Source organism: Sorangium sp. So ce726, assembly GCF_051521405.1.
GTDB lineage: Bacteria > Myxococcota_A > Polyangia > Polyangiales > Polyangiaceae > Sorangium.
The window spans coordinates 7,910,696-7,929,893 of sequence record NZ_CP150349.1 but is presented as its reverse complement, the minus strand read 5'-3'; the positions used below and the strand labels follow the sequence as shown (position 1 = coordinate 7,929,893).

The window sequence follows — 19,198 nt, the reverse complement described above, 5'->3', positions numbered from 1 at the left end:
AAGATGGCCGAGTCGAGACAGCCTGGGTTTGATCTCCGCAGCACCTACCTGCACCTCGCGGACGGGGGGGATGCGCTGCCGATCGAGGTGAAGCCGACGTTCTGGCAAGAGCTGATGTCCGACGCGCCTACGGACGCGGAGATCCAGCGGGTCAAGCACGTGGATGGCTGGCTCGTGACGAGATTTCACATGGCCGAGGACACGCTCCGGTGGGAGATGCACCCGGCCGGAGACGAGATCCTGTATCTCCTCTCGGGCGCGGTCGACGTCGTGCTGTACGAGCATGGAGGCGAGCGAGCCGTCTCGCTGCGCGCAGGGACGGCGTGCAAGGTGCCGCAAGGGGCGTGGCACCGGATGGTCGTCCACGAGCCGGGGGATTTCCTGGCGATCACCTACGGCAAGGGGACACAGCACCGAGCGGTGTAGTCGCCGCACGGCGGGCCCGCCGTCCGACATGCCGGACGAGCTCATCCGGCCTGGCCGGAACGGCGGGCGCCTGTAGCTGAACGAACTCCAGCCCGTCCGGCCCGCTAGGGGTTGGCGAGCGAAACGTAAGTGCCGGCGTTACCGAACCCGACGATATCCTGGAAGCCGTCGTTGTTGACGTCCGCCATGATGCGGGGGTGCCGCTCGACGCGCCAGCCCCCGGCGCTGACATCGTAGCCGAAGTTGTCCATCCAGAGCTCGACTCGGCCGAACGACGTACCCGTCGAGAGCGACGTGTAGGCCCCTGCATTGCCGAAGCCGACGATGTCCTGACGACCGTCGCCGTTCACGTCCGCCATGAGGCGGGGGTGTTGTGTGACGCGCCAGCCCCCGGCGTCGTAGCCGAAATTGGCGACCCACAGCGAGGGCGCCGAGAAACTCGACCCGGTGGAGAGCGACACGTAAGCGCCTGCGTTGCCGAAGCCGACCACGTCATCGCGGCCGTCGTTGTTGACGTCCGCCATGAAGCGCGGATGCTGCTCGACGCGCCAGCCCCCGGCGTTGTAGCCGAAGTTGGCGACCCACAGCGAGGGCGCCGAGAAGCTCGACCCGGTGGAGAGCGACACGTAGGCGCCTGCGTTGCCGAAGCCGACCACGTCATCGCGGCCGTCGTTGTTGACGTCTGCCATGAGGCGCGGGTGCTGCTCGACGCGCCAGCCCCCGGCGTTGTAGCCGAAGTTGGCGACCCACAGAGAGGGCGCCGAGAAGCCCGACCCGGTGGAGAGCGACACGTAGACGCCGGCATTGCCGAAGCCAACCACGTCGGCGCGGCCATCGTTGTTGACGTCCGCCATGAAGCGCGGGTGCTGCTCGACGCGCCAGCCCCCGGCGCTGGCGTCGTAGCCGAAATTGGTGACCCACAGAGAGGGCGCGGAGAAGCTCGACCCCGTGGAGAGCGACACATAGACGCCGGCGTTGCCGAAGCCGACCACGTCGGCGCGGCCGTCGTTGTTGACGTCCGCCATGAAGCGCGGGTGCTGTGTGACGCGCCAGCCCCCGGCGCCGGCGTCGTAGCCGAAGTTGTTGACCCACAGAGAGGGAGCCGAGAAGCCCGACCCGGTGGAGAGCGACACGGAGGCGCCTGAATTGCCGAAGCCGATCACGTCATCGCGGCCGTCGTTGTTGACGTCGGCCATGAAGCGCGGATGCTGCTCGACGCGCCAGCCCCCGGCGCTGGCGTCGTAGCCGAAGTTGTTGACCCACAGGCTCGGTGCGCTGAAATTGGGGCCGTACAGCTTGCGGGCGCCCAGCGCATCGTACGCGGTGACACGCAGATCGGAGGTGAGCACCCCGTTGCACCACGGGTAGTGCATCGTGGAGCCCGCATCGTACGTGGTCAGCGCGCGCCAGGAGCTGTCCTCGAAGCAAGTTCCGCTCTCCGGACGCGTATGCTCGTGGCGCATGCCGAGCACATGCCCGAGCTCGTGCGTGAGGACGCCGGTGGTGGTCATGTTGGGCGCGTTGGTGTCGTACGCCGGGTTGGTGTCAAGGTCGTTGTAGTCGATGACCACGGTTCGCGCGATGCAGGCGCCGCCCGAAGGGAAGAACCCGCAAGCGCCCCCGCTGTTCCAGGGCCTCACCGCGAACACGACGTTCGCGTTCGCGTTGCTGCAGCTGCCGTTCTGCGCCGGAACATAGACGAAGTCGACGTCCGCTTCCGTCTCCCAGGCGGCGGCCGCCGCCGCCATCTCCGCGATGGCTCGCGCCTGGTTCGCGCCGAAGGCGTCGCTCACACAATAGGTGAGGTTCGTCTGCTGACCCGTCCAGATGTCGTCCCGCGAACCCACGGTGTTGACGGTGCTCTTCGGCTCGATGCGGATCTCGTTCGTGGAGATGCCGTGAGCCACATGCTCGTCGTAATAGACCCTGAGCTCCGCTTCGCTCAGCGCGAGGTCCCACTCGACGACATGGATGGCCTTGCCATCGACGACCTTCGTTGTCCTCTGCTTGAACTCCTCCCAGCTGACGGTCGGACGAGACATCTCGTCGGTGTCTGCAACCTCCGAGGTGCACGCTTGCCCTGCGAGGGCGAGCGCCGCCAGGGTGAACATGTAAACCAGGTCATGACGCGATGAAAGCATGAACCGTTGCCTCCGTGATGTTCCTGTAGACGAAGCGATGAGAAGACCGAGCGTGAGGACGAGCGGCGACTCCGGCTTCGCCGCTCGCGTGCACGTGCACGTGCGCTCGCGCGCCCGCGCGGATCGCTGCTCGTGGCCGAGACGCAGGTCGCCTGAGCCCCACGTCGATGGGACATGAAAAGGAAACTATGAATTCGTGATCTGTGAGCTCATGTGCCGCTGATTCATCTCAGGCCGCGACCACGCCGCGCTGGGGAGACGGCGCTCCGCGAGCGTGGGACCGGCGATGGTTGTCAAGCCGAATCGGCCAGCGCGCGAGCCGGCGCGCGGGAGAATGAAATGAATCGTTGCAGCCAGCGTGCCACGGCTCCTCGGGGTCACGAGGCGAGTCGATTGTTTGCACGATGACGCCTGCTGGGCGCGATTCTGTGGTTGATAGGGGGCACGTGTGGCCTCGCACCCCAGGGCGCGCGTTGTTCGTGGGCGCTCCCTCGCGCAACGGGTTGCTTCGTTGAGCAATGCGCGCTGGGCGCTCACACGGCGATCGTGGGCGCGGTCACCGCGGTCGCCGCGCGCCGCTGCTCAGAGGCGCCGAGCTAGCCGAAGACTCTTGAGGAGCATGAGGGCGATTCCCCCCGGAGCGCCCTCATGACCGCCGCCGGGGGATGACCGGACCGCCGGGCGCCTGCGCGGCGCCTCAGCCCCGCCCTGCGTGGCGGCGGTGCTCCACCATCAGGCAGCGGTCCTGCACGACCAGGATGCCTGCCTCGACCAGCCGCTCGGCCACCTGGTCGTTCCGGATGCCGCTCTGGAGCCAGACGGCGCGCGGCCGGGCGGCGAGCAGGTCGTCGAGGTGCCCGGTGACGTCCTGGCCCCGCCGGAAGACATCGACGATGTCGATGGGGCCCGGGACGTCGGCCACCCGGCGATAGACCTGCTGGCCGAGGATGGTCTTCACGTCAGGGTAGTAGACAGGGACCGGGATCACCTCCACACCCGCGCCCTGCAGATAGCTGGGCACGTAGAACGCTGGTTGATCCGACTGCGCCTCGGTCTTGATGCCGAGCACGGCGACGCGCCGCGCCGAGCGCACCAGCTCCGCCACCCGGGCCTCGTCGTCGCTGATATCGCGAATGTCGTCCATGGAGGGAGTCTACGCCCCCGGGCGCCGCTCGGCGACAGATCCCCGCGCTCGGATTGTGGCAGAGTTGTGGCAGACTCGGCCGCGTGAACCTCGACCGGCTCCCCGCGCTCTGGGCCGACCTCATCCGCTCTCCTGCCTCGCTGCCCGTCGCGCTGGCGATCTCGGCCTCCGTCCTCGCGCTCGGCTTCTTCGCCTACCGCCTGGTCTTCGCCTCGCTCTCGCGCCTCGCGCGCGCCACGCACACGTCGCTGGACGACCTCCTGGTCCGCCGCATGCGGCTGCCGGCGCGCATGCTCGTCGCGCTGCTCGCGCTGCACGCGTTCATCTCCCTTCGCGGGGGAGAGCTGCCCACGCTCCACAAGGGCGTGCTCCTCCTGGAGCTCGCCCTCGCCGCGTACCTCGCCATCGAGATCGCCGAGACCCTGGTCATCGACTACTGGCTCGCCGAGCGCCGGAAGGTGCTGCTCCCGGCGCTGGTGCGGCACCTCCTGCTGACGATCCTCTACCTGGTCGCCGGCCTCTCGATCGTCGGCGCGGTCACCGGGGTCGACCTCGTGCCGCTGCTCGCGACCTCGACCGTCATCACGGTGGTCCTCGGCCTCGCGCTGCAGGACACGCTGGGCAACCTCTTCGCCGGGCTCGCCCTGCACTCCGAGCGCTCGTTCGGCGTCGGGGACTGGATCCTCGTCGACGGGGTCGAGGGGCAGGTGATCTACGTGGGATGGCGCTCCACGCGCATGAGGACGTTCTCCGGAGACGTCGTGATCCTGCCGAACTCGATCATCGCCAAGGCGCGCGTCCAGAACTTCTGCGCGCCGGACCGGAACTGCGCGCGCAACATCGAGATGCTCGTCGCGCTCGCCGCCGCCCCCGAGGCCGTGGAGCGCGCCGCCCAGCGCGCCTGCAGCGAGGTGCCCGAGGTGCTCCGCGAGCCCGCGCCCAGGCTCTGGCTCGCCGCCGTCACGCCGCTCTTCCAGCGCTACGTCATCAAGTTCTGGATCGCCGACTTCGAGCGCCACGATCTGCTGGAGTCCGAGGTCATGAAGGCGTTCTTCCGCGCGTGCCGCGACGAGGGCGTGGCGCTCAGCCCCGCCGCGGCGCACCCGGCCCTCGCCGTCGAGATACGGCCCCCCGCTGGCGCCCCAGGGCCCGCCGAGGGCACCGCAGGGCCCGCCGGCGCCGCAGGGCCCGCCGGCGCCGCAGGACCCGCCGCCGACCCGAGGGCGGCGCCGGCGGTCCTGCCAGCGATCATCGTGGCGCCGGCTGCCCCGCCGCCGGACGGTCACGGCTGACCTCGCGCGGGCCAAGCGGCCCGATTTGCCTTGGTGCAGCCGTCCCGCCGCGGTACCCCGGCGGTATGCCTGATCACCCGTCCGTCTCTCCCAGCAAGGTCGCGATCGTGGGTGCTGGCAGCGTCGGCGCGACGATCGCCTATGCGTGCCTGCTCCGCGGCGTGGGGAAGCAGATCGCCCTGTTCGACGTGAACCGGGCCAAGGTCGACGCCGAGGTGCTCGACCTCAACCATGGGCTGCAGTTCGTCCCGGCGGCCACGCTCGACGGCAGCGATGATGTCGAGGTCTGTCGCGGGGCGGACGTTGTCGTGATCACCGCCGGTGCGAAGCAGAAGCCCGGGCAGAGCAGGATGGACCTCGCCACCGCGAACGTCGCGATATGCCGCGAGCTCCTGCCGAGGCTCCAGGCCGTCGCGCCGGACGCGCTCTACCTGCTCGTCACCAACCCGGTTGACGTGATCACGTATGTCACGCTCAAGCTGACAGGCCTCCCGCCCGCCCGCGTGATCGGCAGCGGCACGGTGCTCGACAGCAGCCGGTTCAGGTTCCTCATCGCAAGGCGGCTCGACGTGGCCGTGCAGAACGTCCACGCGTACATCGCGGGAGAGCACGGGGACAGCGAGGTGCCGCTGTGGAGCAGCGCCAGCGTGGCGAACATCCCGCTCGACGCGTGGTCCGTGCCCGGCCACGGCGCGCTCGGCGCGAGCGACCGGGCGGAGATCTTCTCCAGTGTGAAGAACGCCGCCGCCCAGGTGATCTCCGGCAAGGGCGCGACGAACTACGCTATCGGCCTCGCGACCGCCAAGATCCTGGAAGCCCTGCTCCGCGACGAGAACCGCGTGCTGCCCGTCAGCAGCCTGCTGAGCGGCTATCGCGGGATCGACGATGTCTGCCTGAGCGTGCCGTGCATCGTGAACCGGTCCGGCGTCGAATCGCGGCTGCCCATACCGATGAGCCCCGAGGAGGAGGCCGGCGTCCGGGCCAGCGCGGACACGATCCGCAAGGCGATCCGATCGCTCGGATTCTGAGGCGACCCCATCTTCAAACAGGCCTTCCTCGAGGTGTGCTGCGTGGCGACAGGCCGCGGCTCACGGCGCGCAGCGCGTCCCTGTCTTGAAGCTCCAGCATGCGGCGTTGACGCCGGCGTGGCCTGCGTTGGATGAAGACTCAAGTCCTCCCAGACCGCCTTCACCCGGCGCTCCAGGGATGAACTCCTTCAACGACGGCACGGCAGCAGGGGCGGCGTCGTAGGCGATGCCGATCGCATGTCCGCCGCGCCCGCCGCCTCCGGGGCCGCCATTGCCGCCACGACCGCCCTTCCCACCAGCCCCGTTATCGGACGCACTCGCGTCGTTCCGGTTCGTGCCGCCCGGTGCACCTTGCCCCCCTTCTCCGCCGCTCTGTCCTGCGGCGCCGATTCCTCCATTGCCGCCATGACCCACCGTGACGGTCACATCGGCCAGGCCCAGCCTCGTCCCGATGCTCACGATTCCGAGGCTGGACCCGCCGGCTCTCCCGCCTGCGCCGCCCTTGCCGCCGCATCCCCCTGCGCCTCCACCCCCACCGCCCGGGGCAGCGCCGTCTGCCGGACGTCCGTCGACGAAGGTACAAACGATGCCCAGCACGCGTGCGCCAGCTCCCCCTCCGCCTCCCTGGCCCGGCTTGCCAGCCTGGCCGGGGGCGCCGTCGCCGTCCGTGATGCCGGCGAGGGTCAGCCTCCCGTCATGGCCGCCGTCGCCAGGCGTCCCGCTGGCGCCAGTGGCACCGGCGATGCCTGCTTGGCGGCTCCCCGTGGCGTCGACCGTGCCTCCATACCCGTCCGGGGGTGTGCTCGCGAGCGGCTTGCCGCCCTCACCGGGTTGCGCGGGCGTGGAGGGCAGACTCACGGAAAGGGGCGACGTCTCCCCGATCCCGCCCGCGCCACCATCGGTGACCACGTCACCGCACGTCATCCGTCCGGACTCACCACCGCGCGCGGGAACTGCGCAGGCATTCGTCGGCGCGTCCGCGCCCTCTGCCGGAGCGTCCCCCCCAGCGTCTGCCGCGGTCGCCTCCGGCTCACCGTCGGTGCCGGGCATGCCGTCGCCGGCGCGCACATCGAGGTGGCTCAGCTCGGCGGCGATGTCCGCCACGGCGACCGCGATGGACGACCCGCCGGGCTCCGTCGCGCTCGCCGCGGAGATCACGAATCCATGCACCTTCGCCCCGTCCGCGTCGCCGGTCAGGGTCAGCGCGACCTGTCCCGCCGGCCCCGCGATCGTGCTCTTCGCATCCGAGCTCTGCTTCCACTCTCCATCGCACGTGAAGTCCCCGCGCACCTCGATCCCCGCGGGCAGCGTCACGGCCTCGGCGAACGGCTGGCTGGCGCATGCGCACACCGTCCCGCCCTTCGCGTTGTCGATCGCATCTTGCAGGCGCGCGTAGGGAGCGTCGCGCGTCCCGGCGCCTCCAGACGCAGCGCGCGAGCTCGCGAACACGTCGCATCCGACGACCGGCCTCGGTCCTACAGGCTCCTCGTACAGTCGCGCCTGCTGGCACGCGCTCGCGCACAATGCCACCGCGAGCACAGCGGCGCATCGGAATCGATGAGTCTTCTCCAACGGATTGCATCGCATGAAGTCACTCCTCCGTGTCACTGTCGTAGGCTCAGCGAACGACGTGCGCCGGGCTCATGCACGACGAGGACCCGACGCTCCGCTCGGTAGGATGGGGGGGTAACTTCGACAGGGGCGTCGCTCGCGGCGTGATGACGGGACGAGCGTCCAGATATCGGTGCGATGGCCGATATCGCTGTCCGCCCTGGCCTGTTCCGGGCTCATGTACAGCGGAGACCCGACCGCCCCGCCTGGCATTGTGTGGAATCCGTCGTTGATCGAGAGGTTCTCCAGAAACGGCTCGCCGTCGGCCGTCTTGACCATGTCGTAGACGTCGACGACGTTCCGGTGCCGAAGGGTAGGCCGCGCCGGACGCAGCTCGACGTCCAGCGGTGTTGTTCCCCTGCAGGTCTCTCGCGATCGATGGTGGTCCGGTGCCACGCTCGCCGCGGTGCAAACATGCCGCGTGCCACGAACGGCCGTGCATCGACATCGCACCTTCGTGAACGTCGAGGGCGTCTATCGTCCGTCCGCTGGCCAAACCCAGCTCGTCTGCCCATCCGTGGCAAACCAGCGCGTTTGCCCCCATGGGCAAGGCCGTAGGCCCGAGGAGAGGCAGCTCGTTGCGCGGTGTGGGGGACGGGCCGATGTTCGAGCCCAATGGCCATCTTTCATCCGGCTTCGCCGGATGAAAGATGGCTCAGGCGAGTTCGGCGGGGCCCCCACACCGCGCAACGAGCTGCCTCTCCTCGGGCCGGTCAGTTCAGCAAAGCCCCCGCACCGAGCGACACACCGCCTCTTCCAAAGCTCACCCGCCAGCCGTCGCCTGGTCCGACTCCCCCCACGCCACCATGACCGCGCTCGTGTTGTAGAAGCCCTCGACGCTCCCCCCGAACTTCGCGATCTGCCCGTAGCACGCCATCCCGAACATCGGGTTCGACGCCGCGTTCGGCGAGAGGAACGCCCGCACCTCCTCGCGGTACCGCTCGCCCAGCATCCGGAACCGCGCCGCGCAGTCGAACACCAGCGAGCCGGCCACCCCGGGCAGCGGCCCCAGCACCTTCGTCGACAGGCTCTTCGCCGCCTGGAGCACCGCGTCGGTCGCCGCGTTCACGACGCGCACCACCTGCCCGCGCGCCAGCCCCCCGGTCAGCACCACCGCGCCGTCCCCACGGATCGCGATCGGCGACCTGATCTTCAGCGACTCGCCGAACGGCGTCTTCGCCCCGAGCGCGTGCTTCGCCATCGTCTGGAGGAGCCCCTCGCCGCTCGACCGGAAGCCGAGCCGCGAGAGCTCCTCCTCGTACACCCGCGCCGCCGGCTGCCCGTCCAGCGTCCTGAGCACGTTCCGCTCGATGTCCGTGATCGTGAAATCCCGCCCGCCCTCGGCGGCGCGGAACCCGTGCACCACGTCGATGTTCACCCGCTGCCGGTGCGTCAGGCGCACGAGGACCGCCGCGTCCGTCAGCACCTTGCGGCCGAGGAACACCCGCGCCCCCTCGAACGTCCACCCGTCGCCCGCCGTCCCGCCGAAGACGCGCGTGTGCGGCGGCACGCCCTGGCGGAGCGCGGCCACCAGATCGTCGCCGTCACACGCGAACGCGTCCGCCAGCACCAGGATCGAGCTCGTCGCCCCGCTCCGGCCGCTGCCGCTCGAGACGGCCTCGTCCATGTCGCTCAGCGCCGCCCTGATGCTCTTGCCGTGATCCGAGCGCAGCTCGCGCGCCGCTGTGCACGCCACCTCGACGTTCGCTCCCCCGAGGAACGCGCACGACACCCCGCTCCTGCTGAAGCCGCGCTCCGTGAACGACGCCCCGCCGGTGGTGGCTCCGACCACCGGAACGCCCGTCGCGTCCTCGACCGCGGCGAGGTACTCCTCGTGCTTCGTCCCGCTCGGCATGGCCACGATCGCGAGCCGCGCGGGCTCCTTCCACTCCGCGACCGTTCGCTCGATCTTCCGGCCGAGCAGCCACGCGTTCCCGTCAAAGGGTCCGAGGGTCATCATCTTCATGCGCTGAAGCTCCTGCGTGCCCGGTGCCGGAGCGCGGGCTTCGGATCCAGGCCATCGCCGACGAACCGCGTCGTGACGGTGATATCACGCACGAGGGAGGCCGCTCTACTCCTCATAGAGGGACGCCCGCCGCGCGCGACCGCTCGCTCGGGTGACGCGCATCGCGCAGCATCGGCTCAGCTCGGATGCTGTGTTCGGGCCGCATACCTCCGCGCCGGAGCACCGCGCCCTGCTCCGCCCTGCGCGCGCGAGCGCCGTCTCTGCAAGCACGCTCACATGCCGAGCAGCATCGGCTCCCGCTGCCGCACGAACCCCTCCACGAGCTCCCGCTGCTCGCCGGAGAGCCGCACGAAGCGCGCCCCGAACCCAGGCGGGCCCTCCTCCTCTGCCTCGCGCGTCCATTCGACCACCCCCACCGCGTCGATCTCGCCGCCCTCCGCGAACGGGATCTTGAGCGCCACCGTCGTCCCGCGCGCCGGCGGCGGCCGGAAGGTCGGCACGAAGATGCCGCCGTGGTCGACGACGTCGGCCGCGGGCGCCGTCCGGTAGAAGTTCGCCGGCGACGCCGCCCCGACCCGCGCCTCGAAGCGCGGCGGCGGCGGCTGGCTCTGCGGGCGCGCCGCCGCGCGGACCTTCTCCTCGAGCGACCGGAGCGCCTGCGCGAGCTCCGAGACCTGCGCCTCGATCGCCCGGATGCCGAACGCGCTCTGCGTCGTCGCCTTCGCGAGCGGCGCCACGAGCCGCTCCACCAGCGACAGGTGGTGCCCCACGAACTCCGACACCGAGCGGTCCGTCTCGACCTTCACGTCGACCCTCGGCTGCGCCACCCCCTTGAGCGCCGTGGAGAGCCGCTCCATCTCGGGCGCGAGCCACTGCTTCATCTCCCGCGCCCGCGCGTCCCCCGCCTGCGCCACCGCGGCCGCCTTCCCGATCGCACCGCGGATGCCCTCCAGCTGCTCGCCCAGCATCGACAGCGTGCCGGTCACGCGCACGACCGGGTCGTCCTCCTTGCCGCCCATGCGCTTGATCCGCACGAAGCCCTTCTTGATGTCGTCCCACCGCGCCGCTTGCTCCGGCGTCATCCGGCCGCGCAGCTCGGCGAGCTTGAGGAGGTTCTGCTCGGCGCCCGTCGTCAGCGTCTGCGACTCGCTCACGTAGTGATCGTCGATGAGCCGATCGACCTCGTCGGGCGTGTGCGCCGCCACGACCTTCTCGGCCAGCTTGTTCATGTTCCGGTAGCTGCCCTGCAGCTTGAACGGCGGCTCCGTCCGGAAGCTGTCGTCTTGCGACGCGCTCCGGATGTACTCGAGGTTCACGGACAGGAGCACCTTCTGCACCCGGAAGAGCCGCTCGAACACGGCGACGATCTCCGAGACCTCCGCCGCGGAGTAGGCGTGCTCGAGCTCCGTCGCCGCGATGGCCTCGCCCTGCGCCATCCGGATGAGCTTGTGCGTGTCGCCCGGTGCCCGCCCGGAGAGCGGCGCGAGCGTCGGGTTCGACGTGAGCGCGTTCTCCAGGTAGCTCAGCGCGAACAGCGCCTCCTTGCCATCGAGGACGTCGCCGAGGTTGTACGTGTCGGCCCGGTTCGACAGCATGTCGGGGATCTGGAACCGCGCGCCCGACTCCGTGTACGGGTTGCCCGCCATCACCACGCAGAACTTCTTGCCGCGCAGGTCGTACGTCCTCGTCCGGCCTCGCCACACGCCCTCGATCCGGCGCTGCCCGTCGCAGAGCGAGATGAACTTCTGGAGCAGCTCCGTGTTCGTGTGCTGGATGTCGTCCAGGTACAGCATCACGTTGTTGCCCATCTCGAACGCCAGGTTGATCTTCTCGACCTCCTGGCGCGCCGTCGCGTTCGGGGCCTCGGCCGGGTCGAGCGACGTCACCTCGTGGCCGAGCGACGGCCCGTTCACCTTCATGAACACGAGGCCGAGCTTGCTCGCGACGTACTCCATGAGCGTCGTCTTGCCGTAGCCCGGCGGCGAGATGAGCAGCAGCATGCCCATCAGGTCGGTGCGCTTCACGTCGCCCGCCGCGCCGAGCTGCTTCGCCAGGTTCGCGCCGACGAGGTGGAGGTACACCTCGTCGATGAGCCGGTTGCGCACGAACGACGTGAGCACCCGCGGCGCGAACTCCTCGAGGCGCAGCCGCTTCCGCTCCCGCTCCGCGATCTCGCTCCGCACCTTCCTGTAGGCGCGGTAACGCGGCGCCCTCTCGTGCAGGAAGTCCTCGATCCTGCTCAGGAATTCGTCGAGCCGGAGCGCGATCGCGCGCTCCTTGATGCGCGGGTGCTGCCCGAGCAGCCCCTCCACGCGGGCCTCGGTGACGGCCCCGCTCGGCTCCCGCTCGATGTGCCGCTCCGTCACGACGACGACCGCCGCCTCGAGCGCGAGGTGGGCCTGCGCGGCATTTTTTGATGCGAACCCCCTCAGCCATGCGAGCGCGAGCTCCAGCCGCTCGGCCGGGTGCTTCTCGAGCTGGCGCAGGTCCTCCTCGAACGCCGCGCGGCCCCCCGCGAGGTCGAGGCGCGCGAGCAGCGCGTCGCGCAGCGCGAGCGCCGCGTCGCTCGTCACGAACCGGGGGCGCTCCGCCGCCAGCTCCTCCACGAGGTACCGCGCCGCGACGCGAACGTCCGCCGCGCTCGCCTCGATCCGGTGCGCCGCCGCCGCCGCGGCCACGCCCTGCGCGAGCTCGGCCGCGAGCGCCGCCCGCGCCTCGCTCTCGCCGAGCTGCGCCGCGAGCCGGCCGAGGCTCCGCGACCGCCGGTGCGCGAGGTCCCGGGCGCGCGCTTCGAGCCCCGCCCAGTACAGGCACGCGAGGGCCCGCGGCGCGCTCCCGAAGCGCAGGAGCCCCGCCGTGGACCGCAGCGCGAGCAGCTTGTCCAGGAGCAGCGCGGCGTCCGCGTCGTGGACGCCGCGCTCGTAGCCCTCGTCGTGCCGGCCCTCCGCGTAGGCGCGCACCGCGCCGAGCAGCCCGCCCGGGCCGAGCGACGCCTCGCGCAGCCGCTCGATCGAGAGCCCGCCCCGCCCCGCCTCCGCGTCCGCGAGCATCGAGCCCGCGAGGAACTCGCCCCGGTAGACCTCGGCGGTCTCGCTCGCGAGCTCCTGGCCCCAGAGATCGCGCGCGCTCTCGAGCGCCGGGTCCTCGATCGGCTCGAAGAAGTCGGTCCCGGTGAGGTGCAGCGCGAGCCCCTCGCCGCGCGGGACCAGCGTGAGCTCCAGGGCCTGCGTGCTCACGTTGAAGCGGTGGCGGCCGAGCTTGATGACGTCGCCGCCGCCCTCGAACAGGTCCTCGCGGTCGCGCAGCGCCCGGAGCGCGTCCTGCCGCGCCGACTTGAGCCGCGCCTCGACCTCGTCCCCCTTCACGCTGTCGCCGAGCGCGTGGAGATCGGCCGCGAGATCGCGGAGCTTCGCGACCATGGCGTCGGACGCGAAGTACGTGTTGAGCTCGTCCACGCCCGCGAAGGTGCGCGCCCGCCGCGCCACCCCCTGGACGATCCGGTCCGCCGCGGCGACGAGGTTCGAGACGCGCCGCTGCCGCTCGTCGAGCAGCGCCTGTCTACGCGCCGCGATCGCGTCGTTCACCTCCTCGCGCTTGGCCGCGAGCTCGCCCAAGAACTCGTCGAACTCGCCGAACTTCCCCTCGAGCTCCTCGAGCTGGACGAGCAGCTTCGACAGCTCGGCGTCGCAGCGCTCGGGCGTGTCGCACACCGCGATCGCGCTCGAGACGCTCTGGCCGAACACCTTGAACTGCGCGCCGAACTCGGCGCGCCCCTCCGCGCCCCGCAGGTCCTTGCCGCGGGCGCTCAGCGTCGCGCGCGCGCGGTTCAGCTGCGCGTAGACCTCGCTGATCCCCTCCAGGATCCGGGTCCGCGCCGTGGGGTCGTCGACCTTGAGGCTCGCCACGATCTCGGCGAGGACCGAGAGCCCCTCGTTCACGGCGTCGAGATCCGCGGCGAACGGCGCGAGCTCGGGCGACTTCGCGACGGCCTCGATCTTCGCGATGAGGCCCGCGAGCCGGTCGGCCAGCGGGCGGAACGCCTGCTCGCCGAGGAGGAACGTCACGCACGCCTGGCTCACCTCGTCGGCGCGCGCGACGATCTCGGCCTCGAGCGCGTCGACGCGGCCGAGGTCCATGTACTTGAGCTCGCGGAGCGTGATGAGGTGCCCCCGCTGCCGCCGCAGCGCGGTCAGGGCCTTCAGGAACGCGTCGACGCTCGCCGCGTCCTCGGGCCGCACCCCGGAGAGCAGCTGCCGCTGCGCCGCCTCGGCCTCCGCGAGCGCGGCCCCGGCGCGCGCCTTGATGCCCTCGACCTTCTCGAACTCGTCGACGATGCTCTCGGAGACGCCCCGGAGCTCGTTCACGATCGACAGCAGATCGCCCGCCTCGGCGTGGCCGAGCCAGTAGTAGGCGTCGGTCATCCGCTCGGCGGTCTTGATGAGATCCTCGTACGTCTGCCGGGTCGGCGACCCGTCCAGCGCCGCGCGCCGCATGCTGAGCGCGTCCGAGATCCCCCGGACGAGGTCGGCGTTGCCCACCTTCGCGAGGTACGAGCCGTCGGTCGGCGCCGACGCCGCGAACTCCGCGGTCATGAACGGCGTCTGCCAGATCTGCATCGGGTGGACGCGGGTCGCCTCGTCGCTCGACGCCCGGAAGATCACCATCTTGCCGTCGTCGAAGAGGCTGTACCCGTGGCACTGGATCGGCGTCGCGATCTCCTTGCGGATCAGGTTGTACGGGAAGAGCACGTAGCGCCCCTCCACGACCTGGTGGAACACGTAGAGCACGTCTTCGCCGTTCGGAGAGCGGATGACCCGCTCGAAGACGAGGCTCTCGGTGCTGCCCTCGAAGCGCTTCGTCTCGCCGGTGATGAGGTAGTAGCCGTTCGGGAAGACGATGCCCTGGTCCTCGGGGAGGCTCAGGCAGGCGAGGCCGATCGCGTCGATGCGCGTGACCTTCCGGGTGCGGCCGTTGTAGACGAGGTAGCGGTACGCGGGCTCGCGGAACGGCTTGATCTTGAGCAGGATGAGCGGCCCGAGCCGGGCGTACTGGATGTCGGCGTCGTCGAGCGCCTGGCCCGCGTCGTCGACCGGCTCGCGGTAGATGCCGAGCCCTGTTGTCGTGTTGTTCTCGATCTTGACCGTGAGATCGCCGCCGACCGTCTCGACGAAGATCTCGCCGAGGATCGCGACGTGCGGGTGCTTGCCCTGCACGTGGTTGTCGCGGGTGGCCTGGGTCCAGGCGAAGTCGTGGGCGCGCGGCCGGACGTTGTCCTCATCGCCGCGCGCGTCGAGGTACCGGATGCGCCCGGTCGCGTCGATGCTCCACCGGAACACCTTGGTGTCGCGCTCGGTCGCGCCGACCTGGAAGATGGCGAGCAGCCGCGTGTCGCTGCTGCGCCGCAGCTGGAGCAGCCGGGGCTCCTTGACGTAGCGGTGGAGATCCTTGAATTCCTTGACGAAGTTGGGGTCACCGAGGAACGCGTCGCCCTCGTCGAGCGGTACGTGGGACAGGTCGAAGGCGCCGCCGTCCTTCGCGAAGCGGTGGAGGCTGAAGACGTCGCCGACGTTGACCTCCTTCAGCCCCATGAACACGAGGTAGCCGACGAGCAGCTTGCCCCGGATGCTCACGATGTCGCGCGGCACGCAGTTGTTCTCGGTCCTGACGCGGGCGTTCTCGAGGAGCGCGAGGTCCGTGCCGCCGAACACCTCTTTTCGCCGCGCGTTGAGCGCTTCGGCGCGGCGGGCGAGCTCCTCGGCGCGCTCGACGAGCCTCCGCCGGATGACCTCGTAATTCCCCCCATCCAGCGGCTCCGCCGCCTGCGGCGGGGACGCCCCCGCCGCCCGGGCCGCGCCGTCCAAGGCCCCTGTCGACACCATGCATGCTCCGTGTGGTCAGCCGAAAGGCCCGCCCCCGCGTCGAATCCGCGCGGGCCTCGGCCTGCCCGCGGCCAGGTTACAGCCGTTCGCCGCGTCCGGGGGGCGAGATGGCGACCGCGCGGCGAAGCGGCGCGGGGCTGGGATCTGAAGCTTCCCCTCGAGCTTTTCGGGAAGATTCACAGGGAGGCGGGGAGACGGGGAGTGAAATCCCACCAAATCTCCCCGTCTCCCCGCCTCCCTGTTCAATTTCTCGCCAAAAATGCCGACCAAATCGGAGCATCTGTCAGGGCCGGGATGTCAAGCCCGAGCGCCACCGCCGCCTTCGCGTGCCGCCGCGCCGCCCGCAGATTCGTCGCGCCTCGACGGGCGGCGCGTCGGGAACCCGCTATAGACGCGAAATCCGCTTGCTCCACGGGGGTGGTTGCGTTGCGATGGGTCGGGAACGAGGGCGACCCACATGTCGATGCAAGCGCGTGCCTGTGTGACGCGCGCTCACGTCGCCTCCAGCGGCGCACCTCGTTGCTCGAGGCGCCTCGCGGCGTGGCTTGGACAGCGTGACGACCTTCTGAAGGAAGTTGGGATGGTGGCGTCGATGGGCTTGGGCAAGAGACTTACTTCCGTGCTCCTCGTCGTGCTCGCCGGTCCGCTCGTCGCCTGCGGCGGTGGCGGCGAGGGGGGCGGCGGCGAGGGCGGCACGGGCAGCGGCGTGGGCGGCGAGGGCGGGGCGGGCGGCGGCGGGGCTGCGGGCACCGGCGGCGAGGACAGCAGCGGGGGCTTCGGCGGGTTCATGACGGTCGGCTCGGGCGGGAGCGGGGGCGCCGGGGGTGATCCCTGCGAATCGCCGGATCCTCCGCCGGAGTGCGACGCGGTGGAGCCGGCGTGCGGCGACGGCGAGATCAACCAGGGGAGCGAGCAGTGCGACGACGGGAACAGCCTTCCCGGGGACTGCTGCTCTGGCGCCTGCAAGGTGGAGCCGTACTGCGTCTGCGAGCCCGGGGAGCTCTGTCACACGACGATCGCCTGCGGCAACGGGGCGGTGGAGCCCGGCGAGAGCTGCGAGGACGGGAACACCGCCTCGGGCGACGGCTGCGACGATCGGTGCCAGAGGGAGCCGGGCGACTGGGTCTGCCGGACGCCGGGGGAGCCGTGTTACCGGCTCCACTCGTGCGGCGACGCGCGCGTCTCGGGCGGGGAGAGCTGCGACGACGGGAACGCCGTGTCCGGAGACGGGTGCTCCGAGGTCTGCGCGCTGGAGGACCCCGGCAGCGTCACGTGCCCTGTCCCCGGGCAGCCTTGCAAGCCGGTCGAGCGTTGCGGCGATGGCCGCCTGCGGCCGACCGAGCGGTGCGACGACGGGAACACGGAGCCGGGCGACGGCTGCTCGCCGAGCTGCCTTGTGGAGGCCGGCTGGATATGCCCGGACGGCGTGCACTGCACGTTCACGGTCGTGTGCGGCGACGGCCAGATCGGGGTGGGTGAGGCGTGCGACGACCGCAACACGGTCTCGGGCGACGGCTGCTCGTCGACCTGCGGGCTCGAGGCCGGGTTCGACTGCGCGCGCGCGGGGAGCCGCTGCACGGCGGTCTGCGGTGACGGGCGCGTCGTCGCGAGCGAGGACTGCGACGACGGCGATACGAGGAATGGCGACGGGTGCGACGCCAGCTGCAAGTGGGAGCCTGGCCTCGTGTGCCAGTCCGCGCCTGGCGGCTACATCTGCCGCGATACCCTCTGCAACGACGGCAAGAGGGAGGGCTCGGAGCCGTGTGATGACGGCAATGCCAACCTCGGCGACGGCTGCACGCCGTTCTGCCAGGTCGAGCCGGATTGCGACGACAGCGGGTGCTCGTCGGCCTGCGGTGACGGGCTGCGCCTCGGCGACGAGGCGTGCGACGACGGCAACACGAGGAGCGGCGACGGCTGCTCGAGCGCGTGCACGATCGAGCCGGGGTACAGCTGCAGGAACGATTCGGCCCTGGGCGACGAGCTCCGCGTGCCGATCGTGTTCCGCGACTTCAAGGAGGACGCGCCCAATTTCGAGCCCGGGACCAACCCCCCGGACGCCATCGTCACGGGCATCGTGCAGAACGCGCTCGGGGCCAACGGCAAGCCCCAGTTCGCGGCGGCGCGGCCGAACGCCTTCCTCACGAACGCCACGGATTTCAACCGCTGGTACAACGACTCGTCCCTCTCGAAGACGGTCGTGGACTGGCTCCCGCTCGCGCGTGTCGGGACGTCGGACGTCTTCCTCTTCGAGGATCACCTGTTCTTCCCGCTCGACGGCAAGGGCTGGCAGGACCCATCGGTGCCGGCGGCGCAGCGCGAGGCGAGCCACGAGGCCCTCGACCCGTTCAACGACTGGGCCGTGGCGGGCAATCACAACTTCTACTTCACGAGCGAGGTCCGCACCTGGTTCGAGTACCACGGCGGTGAGCGGCTCGATTTCTACGGGGACGACGACGTCTGGGTGTTCATCAACAACCGGCTCCGCATCGACCTCGGCGGCATCCACACCCCGATGGGGACCGGCGAGGTCGACGGCATCGAGGACGATCGCGGGACGGTGCTCATGGATGACCTCGGCCTCACGGCGGGGCGCGTCTACGAGGTCGTCGTGTTCCAGGCGGAGCGCCACACCACGGCGTCGAGCTACAAGCTGACGCTCGGCGGCTTCAACGCGGCCTCGTCCGTCTGCGAGCCCGTGTGCGGCGACGGCATCGTCACGCCCGACGAGCAGTGCGACGACGAGGACGACAACGGCTCGGGGTACGGGAAATGCTCCACGAGCTGCACGCTGGGGCTCTACTGCGGCGACGGGGTGCCGACCTCGCCGTACGAGATCTGCGACGACGGCACCAACCTGGGCGGCTATGGCTCCGAGGCTTGCGCGCCGGGCTGCGTGGCGGCTCCACGCTGCGGGGACGAGGAGATCGACAGCCAGTTCGGCGAGGAGTGCGACGACGGCGTGAACGACGGCCGCTACGGCGGGTGCACGTCGGAGTGCCTGATCGGGCCGCGGTGCGGCGACGCGGTCGTCCAGGAGCCCAACGAGACGTGCGACGACGGCGTGAACGACGGCCGCTACGGCGGGTGCACGCCGGAGTGCGGCGACGCGGCGAAGTGCGGTGACGGGGTCACCCAGGACGCGTGGGGCGAGGAGTGCGATGACGGCGTGAACGACGGCAGCATGGGCTGCCTCGGTTGCCGGATCGGCGCCGTCTGCGGCGACGGGAGCGTGCAGCGGGAGCTCGGCGAGGAGTGCGACGACGGCGAGAACGACGGCGGCTACGGCGAGTGCGCTCCGGGCTGCGTGTACGGCCCGCGCTGCGGTGACGGCGTGACCCAGGCGCCGCCCGAGCAGTGCGACGACGGCGAGAACGACGGCGGCTACGGCGAGTGCGCTCCGGGCTGCGTGTTCGGCCCGCACTGCGGCGACGGCGTGCGGCAGATGGCGTTCGAGGAGTGCGACGACGGCAACACCGCGAGCGGCGACGACTGCAGCGCCACGTGCCACAACGAGGTCCACTGATCCAGCGCGAGCCCTGACGGCGTCGGGAGCGCGGCGGCTCGCCTGGGCCGTCGCGGTCCGCCTGGGCCGTCGCGCGTCACCACGGCGGCCCGCCTGGGTCGCCGCGCTTGCGCGGGGCCCGATGGGGGCGCCGCGCTGCCCTCTCGACAGATCCGAATACGTTGCCCGAGGCGCCCGCCGAGCCG

Annotated in this window: 9 protein-coding genes; 4 read left to right on the top strand and 5 right to left on the bottom strand. The window is 70.7% G+C overall.

The window, feature by feature from the left end; all coding sequences use genetic code 11:
• The first annotated feature begins 3 nt into the window (after nucleotides 1-3).
• A complete protein-coding gene (locus WME79_RS29360) occupies nucleotides 4-426 on the top strand; it encodes a cupin domain-containing protein (RefSeq protein WP_437521519.1) in 423 nt (140 codons plus the stop codon).
• Between the two features lie 104 nt (nucleotides 427-530).
• Here WME79_RS29360 and WME79_RS29355 read toward each other — a convergent pair whose 3' ends face one another.
• Both WME79_RS29355 and WME79_RS29350 read right to left on the bottom strand, forming a co-directional pair.
• On the bottom strand, nucleotides 531-2,567 hold the full coding sequence (locus tag WME79_RS29355) for a M57 family metalloprotease (protein WP_437521516.1): 2,037 nt from the start codon (nucleotides 2,565-2,567) through the stop codon (nucleotides 531-533).
• Between the two features lie 697 nt (nucleotides 2,568-3,264).
• Nucleotides 3,265-3,711 carry a CoA-binding protein gene (locus WME79_RS29350; protein WP_437521514.1) on the bottom strand — a complete coding sequence of 149 codons (447 nt, stop codon included), beginning with the start codon at nucleotides 3,709-3,711 and terminating at the stop codon, nucleotides 3,265-3,267.
• A gap of 83 nt (nucleotides 3,712-3,794) precedes the next feature.
• Here WME79_RS29350 and WME79_RS29345 point away from each other — a divergent pair, with 83 nt between their 5' ends.
• Both WME79_RS29345 and WME79_RS29340 read left to right on the top strand, forming a co-directional pair.
• Nucleotides 3,795-5,003 carry a mechanosensitive ion channel family protein gene (locus tag WME79_RS29345; RefSeq protein WP_437521511.1) on the top strand — a complete coding sequence of 403 codons (1,209 nt, stop codon included), beginning with the start codon at nucleotides 3,795-3,797 and terminating at the stop codon, nucleotides 5,001-5,003.
• A gap of 65 nt (nucleotides 5,004-5,068) precedes the next feature.
• Nucleotides 5,069-6,031 (top strand): L-lactate dehydrogenase, encoded by a 963-nt coding sequence (locus WME79_RS29340; RefSeq protein WP_437521508.1) that lies wholly within the window; start codon nucleotides 5,069-5,071, stop codon nucleotides 6,029-6,031.
• 60 nt (nucleotides 6,032-6,091) lie between these two features.
• Here WME79_RS29340 and WME79_RS29335 read toward each other — a convergent pair whose 3' ends face one another.
• The 3 genes from WME79_RS29335 to WME79_RS29325 form a co-directional block, all read right to left on the bottom strand.
• Complete coding sequence (locus tag WME79_RS29335; RefSeq protein WP_437521506.1) at nucleotides 6,092-7,480, bottom strand: hypothetical protein; 1,389 nt, start codon at nucleotides 7,478-7,480, stop codon at nucleotides 6,092-6,094.
• Nucleotides 7,481-8,405: 925 nt separating this feature from the next.
• Complete coding sequence (locus WME79_RS29330; RefSeq protein ID WP_437521504.1) at nucleotides 8,406-9,608, bottom strand: FIST signal transduction protein; 1,203 nt, start codon at nucleotides 9,606-9,608, stop codon at nucleotides 8,406-8,408.
• A 272-nt stretch (nucleotides 9,609-9,880) separates the two neighbouring features.
• Nucleotides 9,881-15,487: a DNA repair ATPase gene (locus WME79_RS29325; protein ID WP_437521501.1), complete on the bottom strand. Its 5,607-nt coding sequence runs from the start codon at nucleotides 15,485-15,487 to the stop codon at nucleotides 9,881-9,883.
• 592 nt (nucleotides 15,488-16,079) lie between these two features.
• Here WME79_RS29325 and WME79_RS29320 point away from each other — a divergent pair.
• Nucleotides 16,080-19,013, top strand: coding sequence for a DUF4215 domain-containing protein (locus tag WME79_RS29320; protein WP_437521498.1), 2,934 nt, complete (start codon nucleotides 16,080-16,082; stop codon nucleotides 19,011-19,013).
• Nucleotides 19,014-19,198 lie beyond the last annotated feature (185 nt).

What these genes read in the sequence shown, in the direction of transcription:
- WME79_RS29330 (WP_437521504.1), bottom strand. Translation starts at nt 9,608, where the DNA reads ATGAAGATGATGACCCTCGGACCCTTTGACGGGAACGCGTGGCTGCTC.
- WME79_RS29355 (WP_437521516.1), bottom strand. Translation starts at nt 2,567, where the DNA reads ATGCTTTCATCGCGTCATGACCTGGTTTACATGTTCACCCTGGCGGCG.
- WME79_RS29320 (WP_437521498.1), top strand. Translation starts at nt 16,080, where the DNA reads ATGGGCTTGGGCAAGAGACTTACTTCCGTGCTCCTCGTCGTGCTCGCC.
- WME79_RS29360 (WP_437521519.1), top strand. Translation starts at nt 4, where the DNA reads ATGGCCGAGTCGAGACAGCCTGGGTTTGATCTCCGCAGCACCTACCTG.
- WME79_RS29350 (WP_437521514.1), bottom strand. Translation starts at nt 3,711, where the DNA reads ATGGACGACATTCGCGATATCAGCGACGACGAGGCCCGGGTGGCGGAG.
- WME79_RS29340 (WP_437521508.1), top strand. Translation starts at nt 5,069, where the DNA reads ATGCCTGATCACCCGTCCGTCTCTCCCAGCAAGGTCGCGATCGTGGGT.
- WME79_RS29325 (WP_437521501.1), bottom strand. Translation starts at nt 15,487, where the DNA reads ATGGTGTCGACAGGGGCCTTGGACGGCGCGGCCCGGGCGGCGGGGGCG.